The sequence below is a fragment of the Gilvimarinus agarilyticus genome, from assembly GCF_000832015.1.
In the GTDB taxonomy this organism is placed as follows: Bacteria; Pseudomonadota; Gammaproteobacteria; order Pseudomonadales; family Cellvibrionaceae; genus Gilvimarinus; species Gilvimarinus agarilyticus.
In genome coordinates this window covers 1,934,334-1,946,964 of the sequence record NZ_JXCJ01000001.1, presented here as the reverse complement: position 1 = coordinate 1,946,964, position 12,631 = coordinate 1,934,334, and the positions used below count along the sequence as shown (strand labels likewise).

Genomic DNA, 12,631 nt, shown 5'->3' with positions numbered 1-12,631 from the left:
ACGGATGACGGATGACGGATGACGGATGACGGAACATAGCATAAGCCCGGCGCCAGTCGGATTGCCAGCGCCGTGCTTATAGCAACTAATATTAACGTGCGATAAAAATAAGCTGGCCCGATTGCCAGTGCCCTTCGGCCAGGCACAACTCAGGAGAAGCAGACTCAGCGCCCGCCTGCAATAAAAAGCTCGCCAACGGCGCTTCAACAGCATCGCGCACTAGCCGTCTTACTGAGCGGGCGCCGTAACGGTTGTCCAGAGCGTTCTTACCGAGCCCCTCATAAGCCTCAGCCGTCAGCGTTAGGCGCCAACCTTTTTTGTTGAGTCGCCGATTTAATCGATCTAGCTCCAACTCTAAAAGACTGTGGGTATGAGTGTCTCCCAGGGGGCGATAAATAAGCACCCGATCCAACCGGTTAATAAATTCCGGGTCAAAAAATGCTTCTATTTGCTCGTGCACTTGCCGCTGAACACGACGGGGCAAATCGGTACCACCTCTCCCTGGCCACCAGCTTGAACGTTTAAGCCAGGCGCTTAACTGACGCCCGCCCAGGTTACTGGTCATTAGTAGCAGGGTGTTGCGAAAATCGAGACTTTTTTCACCGGCGCTTAAACGCAGGTGGCCATCTTCCAATACGTTTAGCAAGGCCCGCAATACTTCTGGGCTTGCTTTCTCGACCTCATCAAACAATACAATACCGGGCGTAGAATAATCACCGGCGATCTGCGCCGCATCAAATAAGGTGTGCCCTTCTTTACTGCCAACATACCCCGGTGGGGCGCCAGATAGCGCTGCACTGTAATGAGCCTGCGACAAGGTGTTCATATCGATACGACAAAAATTATCCGCTCTACCCGTTAGTACTTCAGCGAGCGCTTTTACCGTTGCTGTTTTGCCTACGCCAGTAGGCCCCGCCAGTAGTGCCGACCACAAGGGTCGATCGGGGTCGGCTATATCAGCCTTGATCACATCTAACGCATCATCAAGTGCCGCCATCGCCTCGGGCTGCCCGACAATGCGCTCGCGCAATCGCTCTTTGGCTTTAGGCAAGTCAAAACGAAACCGGGTTTGCCCTAATCGAGTAGCCGCTGGGCGGGTATTTACAGCCGGCTCTGGTGTACCTTGTGCTTGCTCGGCTAACATATCATTAATAAAAGGCACAACTACCTCAAGACATTAAAAAAAACGCCGTAACAGGTTAGCCTGTTACGGCGAGCGAAACGGTTAATCCGCCGACTTCTCTTTTCCGTCCACCGGCAAATTCCCTACCGGGCAATCCGCCACACCAATGGTCGATCGTGTTAGAGCTTCCACATCGGCCTGAGTTTTTTCGGCATCAAGCACCCAGCTACGATAGAAATCAAACGGGCACTCGGCGATGCCTTTATCGCCATCACCGGAGTTATGTACACCGCTATAACCGCGATGGAGTAATTTAAACAGGTGATTTTGTGATTGATCGTTTTTACGTGCATCGCGAATTTGCGAGACAGACAACTGAGCATACTGTACGCCCATATCTTCTTCACCGCATTCACCCAAGGTGCGACCGTCAAACCCAATAATGGCCGAGTGCCCGAAGTAGGAATAAACCCCGTCAAAACCCGAGGCATTCGCAACAGCCACATAGCAGTTGTTTGCCCAGGCCATTGATTTCGCCATCATCACTTGCTGCTCTTTGGCTGGATACATATAGCCCTGACAGCGAACGATCAGTTCAGCGCCCTTCATGGCGCAGTCGCGCCAAATTTCGGGGTAATTGCCGTCGTCACAAATAATCAGGCTGATCTTCATACCTTTAGGCCCTTCGGTGACATAGGTTTTGTCACCGGGATACCAGCCCTCAATCGGACACCAGGGAATACATTTACGGTATTTTTGTACAATTTCACCCTGGTTGTTAATCAACACTAAGGTGTTATAAGGCGCTTTATTCGGGTGATCTTCGTGTTGCTCACCGGTCAGTGAGAAAACACCCCACGTATCCGCCTGCCGACAGGCTTCGGAAAAGATAGCGGTCTCATCGCCCGGGATAGTGGCAGCGGTAGCCATCATCTCGTCGTTATCGTACATGATGCCCATGGTGCTGTACTCGGGGAAGACCACCAGATCCATCCCCGGCAAGCCTTTTTTCATGCCGAGAATCATATCGGCAATCTTACGGGCATTGTCCATCACTTCGGCCTTAGTATGTAACCGAGGCATTTTGTAGTTGACCACCGCAACACCGACCGTATCAGGGCTGCTGGAAATATCACCGTGACGCATGATTTACTCCTATAAAACCGGTGCAACAACCGTGAGGCTGTTACACCAAAACGAATCTTAGAAAATTACACCGAGAGGTACGAGGCGACTTTCGCCTCGTCCACGCTCGATCTGAGCTCTTCGTGGACAATCTCGCCTTTTTCAATCACCAGTATGCGGTCGGCAATATCCAAGGCAAAACTCAACACCTGCTCTGACACCACAATCGACAGGCCGCGCTGATCGCGAATCTCTTTAAGCGTGCGCGCCATATCGCGAATAATAGAAGGCTGAATACCTTCGGTGGGCTCATCCAACAACAACATCTTAGGGTTACTGGCAAGTGCCCGGGCAATAGCCAGCTGCTGTTGCTGGCCACCCGACAAGTTACCGCCTCGACGATTGCGCATCTCCAGTAACACCGGAAACATATCGTAAAGATCGCGCGGTACGTTGCGCGATTTTGTGGTAGTCAGTCCCGTCTCGATATTTTCTTTAACGGTCATACTGGAAAAAATCATGCGCCCCTGGGGCACAAAACCAAAACCGGCTTCAACCCGCTGGTAGCTTTTCATCTTAGATACCTCGGTATCCTCCAGCTTGACGCTACCACTCTCGGATGGAATAACACCCATCAAGGATTTCATCAGGGTGGTTTTACCCATCCCGTTACGCCCCATAACCGCCACAATTTCGTTGGGCGCTACCGAGAAGTTCATACCACTAATAATATTACTCTGGCCATAACTGACTCGATAATCAGATACATTCAGCATGGTTGTCTCCTCAATGACCCAAATACACTTCGATGACTTTAGGATCTTGCTTTACGTGCTCGGCCGAACCTTCGGCCAAGATCTTACCCTGGTGCAAAACAGTAACCTTGTCGGCAATCTCGGCGACAAACTGCATATCATGCTCGATCACAATCACCGAACGATCTTTGGTGATGGTGCGCAACAGCTCTGCCGTTTTGCGTCGCTCGGATACCGACATGCCCGCCACCGGCTCATCCAGCATCAAAAGCTCTGGGTCTTGAATCAGCAACATACCAATTTCCAACCATTGCTTTTGACCGTGACTGAGTAGGTCACCGCGGGTGTGCAACCGCTCATCCAAAAAGATCATGCCGGCTACTTCGTTGACACGCTGAAGAACCTCCGCATCTCGTTTAAACGCCAGCGCACCCAATACAGAACGGCCGCGAGGAAACGAGATCTCCAGGTTCTCAAACACCGTTAAGTCACCGTAGATTGACGGAGTTTGAAACTTTCGCCCCACCCCCGCGCGCACAATCTGGTGCTCTTTCATTTTGGTGAGTTCTTTGTTGCGAAACTTAATCGATCCCTCGGTGGCTTTGGTTCGTCCACACACCAAATCCAGCACCGTGGTTTTACCCGCTCCATTAGGCCCCACAATTACCCGTATTTCATTTTTATCAACGTAAAAACTCAAATCGTTAACCGCTTTAAAACCATCGAATGAAACCGTTAGCCCTTCAACCGCCAGCACGAAATCTGTGTTACTCGAATTCATGGGTTACCCCCTTCGGTTTTCATCTGAGGAGCCAGCTCCGCTGACGTATCGTTTGACTTACCCGTAAAGCGCGCAATCAACTGATTGACCTTAGGCTCACAGTATTTGGTGTACAGCCCTGCCAAACCATTGGGGAACGCCATAACCACACCGATAAACAGCGCGCCCATGGCAAACAACCACAACTCAGGAAAGCTCTCGGAGAAAGTCGTTTTAGCCCAGTTAACCACCAGCGCACCATATACCGCGCCAAAGATTGACAGGCGGCCACCCACGGCACAAAAGATCACCATTTCAATCGAAGGGACAATACCCACAAAGGTAGGTGACATAAAACCAACCTGAAGGGTAAACATGGCGCCACCGATTGCGGCAAAGGCCGACCCCAGACAAAACACAAAGATCTTAAAATTGGCTACGTCGTAGCCTGAAAAGCGCACACGGTCTTCCATTTCTCGCATGGCAACCAACAAACGGCCCAACTTACTTTTGCGTACAAACTGCGCAACACCCAGGCACAAAAACAGCATAAACACACACAAAAAGTAAAATACATACTTGGCTTCGTTGGTACGGATATCCCAACCAAACAATGTGCGCAAGTCTGTAATACCATTCACGCCGCCGGTATAGCCCTGCTGACCGATGATTAGAATCGTCAAGATTGCCGCCACTGCTTGGGTAATAATGGCAAAGTACACCCCGCCCACCCGGCGCTTAAACATGGCAACACCGATGATGTAAGCAAAGATCGACGGAATAACAATAATGGCGATCACGGTAAAGGTCAGGCTATGGAACGGCTGCCAAAACCAAGGCAATTCCGTCAACTGGTTCCAATCCATAAAGTCCGGAATCCCAGGTGTTGACTGAATTGCGGTGTTTTCCGGTGACGATGCCTCAAGCTTTAAAAACATCGCCATGGCATAACCGCCCAAACCAAAAAACACCCCTTGACCTAGACTTAAAATACCGCCATAGCCCCAGCACAAGACCAAACCAAGCGCGACAAACGCGTACGTAAGGTATTTACCCACCAGATTAAGCCGGAAAATATCAAGGCTTAAAGGTAAGACCACCACCAAAATTAACGCGAGTACCGCAAAATTAATGAGATCATTTTTAGGCAATAGAGATCGTAAACCTGCATAAGACATACGCTAACCCTCCTAGCGACGCACTTTCAGTGAGAAAAGACCTTGTGGTCTTAACATCAGAATGAAGACAACAAACAACAGCGTCAGTACTTTGGCCATTGACCCGCTCAGGAAGAACTCCATAGTGGATTGCGCCTGCGAAATAGTAAAAGCTGAAGCGATGGTACCCAGCAAACTTGCCGCGCCACCAAACACCACAACCAGGAAGGTATCAACAATGTACAACTGCCCCGACGTGGGCCCGGTTGAGCCAATCATGGTGAATGCGCTACCGGCAACACCGGCAATACCACAGCCTAAGCCGAAGGTCAGTCTATCTACGCGTGCGGTATTAATGCCCACCGCGCCCGCCATAGGGCGGTTTTGCACCACTGAGCGCACCTGTATGCCCCAGCGTGATTTGTACATAAGCGCTGCAATCGCTACCGAGATACCCACCGCCAGCGTCATTACAAAGATACCGTTAATCGGCACCTCGATAATGTCCGTTAACTGAAATGATCCCATCAGCCAATCGGGTAAGGTTACACCCACTTCACGGGCGCCAAAGATGGTGCGGTAGCACTGCTGCAAAATTAGACTTAAGCCCCAGGTCGCCAACAGGGTATCCAATGGACGGTGGTACAAATGACGAATCATTGCCCACTCCACTAGCATGCCCAGCGCGCCCGCGGCGATAAACGCCAGTATCATGGCGATAAAAAAGTAGGCCCCAAACAAATTGGGCATATAGTCGGCAAACACATTAGAGGTCAAATAGGTAATGTACGCACCGAGGATCATAAACTCGCCATGCGCCATATTGATAACGCCCATCTGGCCAAAAATAATAGCCAGCCCCAACGCCATAAGGACAAAAACAGAAAATAAAATTAATCCTGCAAAGCCCTGCATAGCAAATATCGACATTAACTCAGAGGTCGTGTAATCGGCGAACATCGCTCAATCCTCGTGCAGAAAACTCAAAAGAAACTTCATCTTGCGAAAGGGACGAACCCACCGCCTGTGGCAGTGGGTTCTGGTGGCCGCTCGCGCGGCCGGTAATGCGGCTTATTGGTAACCTTCTGGGAACGGATCTGGCTCGATCAGCTCGTCAGTTTCGTACACGATTTCATACTGACCATCGGTTTTGGCGTTACCAATGCGGGTTTTAGACCACAAGTGGTGATTCGGGTGAACCTTCACATAGCCTTCTGGCGCAGTGGTTAACTCGATACCAGGCGATGCTTCACGTACTTTGTCCACATCAAATGATCCGGCTTTTTCGACCGCTGCTTTCCATAACCAAGGTCCGAGATAAGCGGCTTGAGTTACGTCACCGATAACAATGTCATCGCCCCAACGCTCTTTAAAGGCTTTAACAAAAGCCTGGTTGTTGTCGTTGGTTAAGCTCTGGAAGTACTTCATTGAAGCGTAAGCGCCTTCAATGTTTTCACCACCGATACCCAAGATTTCGTCTTCGGTCACAGAGATGGTCAGCACCAGCGGCTTCTCTTTGGTCATATCGATACCAGCGGCTTTAAGCTGCTTATAAAAGGCAACGTTAGAACCACCCACCACTGAGGCGAAAATGACATCAGGCTTTTTCAGCTTGAACTTGTTGATGATCGAGTTGAACTGAGTGTGGCCCAGTGGGTAGTAATCTTCACCCACAACTTTCAGGCCCAGCTTCTCGATGTGCTTACGCGCAATCTTGTTAGAGGTACGTGGCCAGATATAATCCGAACCAAGCAAGTAAAAGGTTTTAGCGCCTTTCTCTTTGGTTACCCAGTCAATACCCGCCAAAATTTGCTGAGTGGCTTCCTGACCGGTGTAAATGACGTTAGGTGATTGCTCCAAACCCTCGTAAAACGTGGGGTAGTACAGCATGCCGTTATACTGCTCAAACACGGGCAATACCGCTTTACGCGAAGCCGAGGTCCAGCAACCAAACACGGTGGCCACTTTATCTTGCAGCAACAGCTTACGAGATTTTTCGGCGAAGGTTGGCCAATCGCTGGCACCATCTTCTTGTACGTATTCGATTTGACGGCCTAGCACACCACCCATGGCATTGATCTGCTCAATGGCCAGCTTCTCTGCCTGAACCGAGCCAGTCTCACTGATGGCCATGGTCCCGGTTACCGAGTGTAAGATACCGACAGTGACTGTATCGTCGGTCACCGCAAGACCCGTGGTGTTGACCTCGGACGTCGCCGGTGCCGCGTTAACCGCTGCAGACAACACCATTGTCGCCCCAGCGACGGCAGAGGCGATGCCCTTCATTAAGCTTGGCAGTCGACCCCCAAGGCCGGCCTGTGCATTCTTTAAAGTTCCCATGTTCTTTCCTCGTTGGTTATCCCAGAAGTGGGTTAGCCCAGCAACAGACACGCTGTGCCTACGGTGTTTATTCTCAGGAAACTCGCGCTTAGGCACTATTCGCCAAACGCACCATGAAGCTACGTCATTTGACGCATAGGGTTTGAGCAGCGCCAGGCGTAAGGTCGTGCGCATTCGATAAATGCACACCTTGCGTGTAATTGGTATGGCTTTTGACTGTAATAAGATCTGTTGCAAAAACACGCCGCAATATTCGCGCAACAACAACGGGGGTGGTCCGAGTCACACCCTGTAAACGCACCACAAAGGAAACCCTGCACAGCGAGGTGCACCCATTAGAGGCAGCACTTTGTATCAGTATCACCACAACATCAGCCATCACGCCGTAAACGCAAGACGCTTGTGCACCAGCGAATCACAACAACAAGTAAGTGACCACGAGCGACGCCGCCATGACGGCTAAGCAACACATTTTTAGAGTCCGGCGCAATTACAACCAGTGGGTGGCCAACCAAACCCTGGAAGATTACGCCCTTCGCTTTACCGCCAAAAGTGCGCGGCGCTGGAGTACCAGCCGGGTGGCGATTACCGCGCTGGGGGCCATCTCCTTTTTAGCGCTTGAGGCAATCGGCGGCACGGTGACCCTGCACTACGGATTTACCAATGCCATCGCAGCCATTTTTGCGGTCGGTTTAATTATCTTGCTTACCGGCACCCCCATCAGTTACTACGCGGCCAAGTACGGGCTTGATATCGACTTGCTAACCCGCGGTGCAGGCTTTGGCTATATCGGCTCGACCATCACCTCGCTTATTTACGCCTCTTTTACATTCATCTTTTTTGCCCTTGAGGCCGCCATTATGGCGATGGCGTTAAAGCTGCTCTTTGGCCTACCGCTCGCCATTGGCTATTTAGTCAGCGCGGTTTTGGTGATTCCGCTGGTGGTGTACGGCATCACCTTTATCAGCCGCTTTCAGGTGTGGAGCCAACCCATCTGGCTAACGCTACAGCTACTGCCTTTTGCGTTTATTATTTATGCCGATGCCAGCGCCGTGACCGACTGGACGCGCTACACCACCAGCGCGGCCCCCAGCGGCCAGTTTGACCTAATCCTATTTGGTGCCGCCTGCGCGGTTATGTTTGCCCTTATTGCGCAAATTGGCGAGCAAGTGGATTTTTTACGCTTTATGCCCGAGGCAACCCCGACTACCCGCAAGCGCTGGTGGATCTGTGCGATGGCAGCAGGGCCGGGCTGGATTGTCATCGGCGTGATAAAAATGTTGGCGGGCTCGTTTCTTGCGGTATTGGCGTTAAGCCACGGTGTTGGTGCCAGCGAAGCGGCCGACCCCACCCGTATGTACATGATTGCGTTTGGCTATATTACCAACACTCCAGAAGTGGCATTGGCCGTGGCGGGTGTTTTTGTCGTCTTATGTCAGTTAAAAATTAATGTCACCAATGCCTACGCGGGCTCCATCGCCTGGTCTAACTTTTTTTCGCGGCTAACCCATTCGCATCCCGGCCGGGTCGTCTGGCTGATTTTTAATGTGGCGATTGCTCTGTTGTTAATGGAGCTGGGAGTCTATCAAGCGCTAGAGCAAACGCTGGGCTTTTACGCCATTGTCGCCGTGGCTTGGGTGGGTTGCTTAGTGGCCGATCTCACCATCAACAAACCCTTGGGACTGTCGCCGAAGCACATTGAATTTAAACGCGCGCATCTCTACGACATTAACCCGGTCGGGTGCGGCTCGATGATTCTGGCCACTATAATCGGCATGCTCAGCTACAGCGGTTTATTCGGCGAGACCAGCCGGGCACTCTCCCATTTCATCACGCTCGGCAGCGCTCTCGTATTCGTGCCCTTTATTGCCTGGTTAACCAAAGGCCGCTATTACATAGCGCGCGAGCTAATCGCTAGCGATATTGAGTTCGACCGCCCAGACCAAGCCACCGCCATTTGCTGTATTTGCGAGCTTCGTTTCGAACGCGAAGATATAAGCCACTGCCCCGCCTACGCCGGCAATATTTGCTCACTGTGCTGTTCGCTGGACGCGCGCTGTGGCGATTACTGTAAACCGGGGGCCGGTTATAGTGATCAGATACGTGCGTTCTTTACCCGTTTTCTACCCGCTCGCTTTATCCCCAACCTAAACACCAGAATCAGCCATTTTTTAGGGCTACTGCTGGTTATTAATGGGTTTTCGGCGCTGTTACTGTCGTTAATTTATTTTCAAAGCCCTACCCCCAATACCGCTACCACGCTATGGAAGGTATTCTTTCTGTTGGTCATTATTACCGGCATTGTTAGCTGGTTGTTTGTGTTGGCCCACGAAAGCCGGGTCGTCGCCCAAGAAGAAACCCAGCGCCAGACCCGGCTGTTAACCGAAGAAATTGTAGCTCACGAACAAACTGACCGAGAGTTACAGCGCGCCAAAGACACCGCCGAGGCCGCCAACCAAGCCAAAAGCCGCTACCTCACGGGTATCAGTCACGAGCTAAGATCGCCGCTAAACGCCATCTTGGGTTACGCCCAACTATTAGAAAAAGACCCGATTATCCCCCAGCCAAAACGGGACGCTATTTCGGTTATTCGCCGCAGTGGCGAGCATTTGGGGGACCTGATTGAGGGCTTGCTGGATATCTCAAAAATCGAAGCTGGCAAGCTCGATTTACATACAGAGCAAGTCCGCCTGCCGCAACTGCTAGAGCAATTGGTGTACATGTTTCGCCCCGAAGCCGAGGCCAAAGGCTTAGAGTTTGAATACGTGTGCGCCAGCCACTTACCCGAGTTTGTTAAAACCGATGAAAAACGTCTGCGTCAGGTACTGATCAATTTGCTATCCAACGCCATCAAATACACCGAACGGGGTAAAATCACTTTTCGGGTTCGCTATCGCAGCCAGGTAGCCGAATTTATCATTACAGACACTGGCGAGGGCATTGCCGAGAAAAACGTCGAGCGTATCTTTCGGCCCTTCGAGCGCGTCAAGCGCCCGGGCAGCACTATCGCTGGCACCGGCCTTGGGCTTACTATCACGCGCCTACTCACAGACATCATGGGAGGCGATATCAGCCTCACCAGTACGCCCGGTAAAGGTAGCGAATTTAAGGTGGTATTAATGCTGTCGAGTATTCACCCCTCGCTGGCCGAACCCCGCGACGATAGCGCCCAGGATATAACCGGCTATCAAGGGCCACGAAAAAAGCTCTTAGTGGTGGATGACGAAGCCAGCCACAGAGAGTTAATAAGAGCCATTTTAACGCCGCTTGAGTTTGACTTAGTGTTTGTCGACAACGCTTTGAGCGCACAGAAAATCGCCGAGCAAGAGTCCCCCGACCTGATTATGCTCGACGTCAACATGCCGGGGCTATCGGGCTGGGAGCTGGCACACACACTGCGCGACGCCCGGCAAACCGCCCCCATTGTTATGGTGTCGGCCGATGCGCGCGAAAACCGGCCCATTAACACCGGCGCGGCGCCCCACAACGCCTATCTGGTTAAACCTATTAATGTGCGGGCACTGCTGGACAAAATTGGTGCCCTGCTCAATTTACAGTGGCTACACGATAACCAGTCGCTCGCCTCTTCAGCGTCGCTTGCCACGCTGGCGCAAAACGCTGACGAAGTATTTGCCTTGCCAGCGGAAGATCACTGCCAACAACTGCAAGAGCTTAGTTTAATCGGCCATAAATCTGGTATTGCCCAGTATCTCAATAATTTAATGGCCACCGGCCAGTGCGGGCGGCCGTTTTTTGACACCGCCAACCAGCTGGCCAATGACTTTCAATTTGATCAACTTATCGTGCTTTTAGAAGGAACCCCCAATGAACACGGCTAATAGCGGTAAAACCGTCGCCCTCGTTGTCGATGACGCCATTGACAGCATTCGAATGCTCAACGACGTGTTAGAAGACGCCGATATGACCGTGCTGGTAGCGCTGGAGGGGGCACAGGCGATTACCATTACCCGCAACATCACCCCGGATATTATTTTGCTGGATGCCATCATGCCCAACATGGATGGATTTGAAACCTGCCGGGCATTAAAAGAAAACCCCAAGCTGATGGACGTACCTATTATTTTTATGACAGGGCTAAGCGACACCGAGCATGTAGTGATGGGCCTTAAATCCGGCGGGGTAGACTACATCACCAAACCGATTAACGCCGACGAGTTGGTGGCGCGCATGCAAGTACATTTGGCCAATGCACGCATGACGCGCAGCGCTCGCACCGCGTTAGATTTAGCGGGGCAAAACTTATTTGCCACTGACGCTCGCGGGCAATCTTTGTGGGCAACACCTGCCGTGCACGCGCAACTGGCCGGGGCTAGCGACACACAATCGAGCCAGCAAAGCAAAATCACCGACGCGCTCAGCAGCTGGTTTGCTCACAACCCCGAGCCCGGCCACAAGCTCAACCTGGATTTTCTTAGCAACCCATTAACGGTCGAGTTTCTGGCGTTGGTCGATCAGCGCGAGTACTTACTGCGGTTAATAGACACCCCTAGCAACGAAACCAACACCGATGTACTTCGGCGTAAATTTTCTGTCACCCAGCGTGAGGCCGACGTATTACTTTGGATCGCCAACGGCAAAACCAATCGGGAAATCGGCCAGATCCTGGATATGAGCCCACGTACCGTCAACAAACACCTTGAGCAGGTATTTAAAAAACTCGGCGTCGAGAACCGCACCTCGGCCGCGGCGCAAGCGATCCGGGCGCTGGCCGAGCTGGCCTAACGCTTATATTTACAGCGTTATAAACAACGCCCTAACAAGCGAGTTAGGGCACACGTTTTAATTTTCAAAATCGACTTCGGCGGCAACCCAGGCGGTAAAGTCTTTCACCAACCGCTCAAGTTTTTGCGCGGTTGCCTCGTCGCCAAGCTTGCCGTCTTTAAAAATCTCGTGAGCACTGCCCACGGCAAACTCGGGGCACGGAAACAGTGGCGTCAGGGTGCCGCCAAGCACTTGTTTTAACTGACCCTGAGCGCGCACGCCGCCCATCGGGCTCATAGAGGCGCTCATTAATAAGGTAGGGATATGAGCGAGCACCGAGCGGTAGGCCGGGCGCGACGCCCAGTCGATGGCGTTTTTTAGCGGCCCGGGAATACCATAATTGTATTCCGGCGTGGCGATTACCAGCGCATCGGCACCGGCAATCTGATCCATCAATAGGGCCACGGGTGCGGGCTTGGTCTCGCCGTCAATGTCCTGATTGTACAGCGGGATCGAAGCGATATCGGCCTCGACCCACTCAACCTCTTCGCCAAAATACGGCCGTGCAGCGGCCAACAATGCCGAGTTAAAAGACGCCTGACGCAAACTGCCACTAATGGCTACTACTTTCATAATACCTTCCTTACTA

Annotated in this window: 10 protein-coding genes; 2 read left to right on the top strand and 8 right to left on the bottom strand. The window is 51.9% G+C overall.

The window, feature by feature from the left end; all coding sequences use genetic code 11:
- Positions 1–91: 91 nt before the first annotated feature.
- From SD69_RS08255 to urtA, 7 genes are all read right to left on the bottom strand, one after another.
- On the bottom strand, positions 92–1,162 hold the full coding sequence (locus tag SD69_RS08255) for an AAA family ATPase (protein WP_052480993.1): 1,071 nt from the start codon (positions 1,160–1,162) through the stop codon (positions 92–94).
- Positions 1,163–1,225: 63 nt separating this feature from the next.
- Positions 1,226–2,269, bottom strand: coding sequence for an aliphatic amidase (locus tag SD69_RS08250; RefSeq protein ID WP_041522836.1), 1,044 nt, complete (start codon positions 2,267–2,269; stop codon positions 1,226–1,228).
- A 65-nt stretch (positions 2,270–2,334) separates the two neighbouring features.
- Positions 2,335–3,024 (bottom strand): urea ABC transporter ATP-binding subunit UrtE, encoded by a 690-nt coding sequence (urtE, locus tag SD69_RS08245; RefSeq protein ID WP_041522835.1) that lies wholly within the window; start codon positions 3,022–3,024, stop codon positions 2,335–2,337.
- Positions 3,025–3,034: 10 nt separating this feature from the next.
- A complete protein-coding gene (gene urtD, locus SD69_RS08240) occupies positions 3,035–3,784 on the bottom strand; it encodes an urea ABC transporter ATP-binding protein UrtD (RefSeq protein ID WP_041522834.1) in 750 nt (249 codons plus the stop codon).
- Positions 3,781–4,941 (bottom strand): urea ABC transporter permease subunit UrtC, encoded by a 1,161-nt coding sequence (gene urtC, locus SD69_RS08235; protein ID WP_041522833.1) that lies wholly within the window; start codon positions 4,939–4,941, stop codon positions 3,781–3,783. Before urtC ends, urtD begins: the two co-directional genes overlap by 4 nt.
- Before the next feature lie 12 nt (positions 4,942–4,953).
- Positions 4,954–5,880 carry an urea ABC transporter permease subunit UrtB gene (gene urtB, locus SD69_RS08230; protein ID WP_041522832.1) on the bottom strand — a complete coding sequence of 309 codons (927 nt, stop codon included), beginning with the start codon at positions 5,878–5,880 and terminating at the stop codon, positions 4,954–4,956.
- Positions 5,881–5,991: 111 nt separating this feature from the next.
- Positions 5,992–7,170, bottom strand: a complete 1,179-nt coding sequence (gene urtA / locus SD69_RS08225; RefSeq protein WP_408606045.1) for an urea ABC transporter substrate-binding protein — start codon at positions 7,168–7,170, stop codon at positions 5,992–5,994.
- A gap of 542 nt (positions 7,171–7,712) precedes the next feature.
- On the opposite strand from urtA, the gene SD69_RS08220 reads away from it, so the two are divergent.
- The gene (locus SD69_RS08220; protein ID WP_041522830.1) at positions 7,713–11,099 is read left to right on the top strand and encodes an ATP-binding protein; all 3,387 of its coding nucleotides are present in this window, start codon (positions 7,713–7,715) and stop codon (positions 11,097–11,099) included.
- On the top strand, positions 11,086–12,003 hold the full coding sequence (locus SD69_RS08215; protein WP_041522829.1) for a response regulator transcription factor: 918 nt from the start codon (positions 11,086–11,088) through the stop codon (positions 12,001–12,003). The genes SD69_RS08220 and SD69_RS08215 overlap by 14 nt, the downstream gene beginning before the upstream one ends.
- 57 nt (positions 12,004–12,060) lie before the next feature.
- On the opposite strand, the gene SD69_RS08210 is transcribed toward SD69_RS08215, so the two are convergent.
- Positions 12,061–12,615 (bottom strand): NADPH-dependent FMN reductase, encoded by a 555-nt coding sequence (locus SD69_RS08210; protein ID WP_041522828.1) that lies wholly within the window; start codon positions 12,613–12,615, stop codon positions 12,061–12,063.
- Positions 12,616–12,631 lie beyond the last annotated feature (16 nt).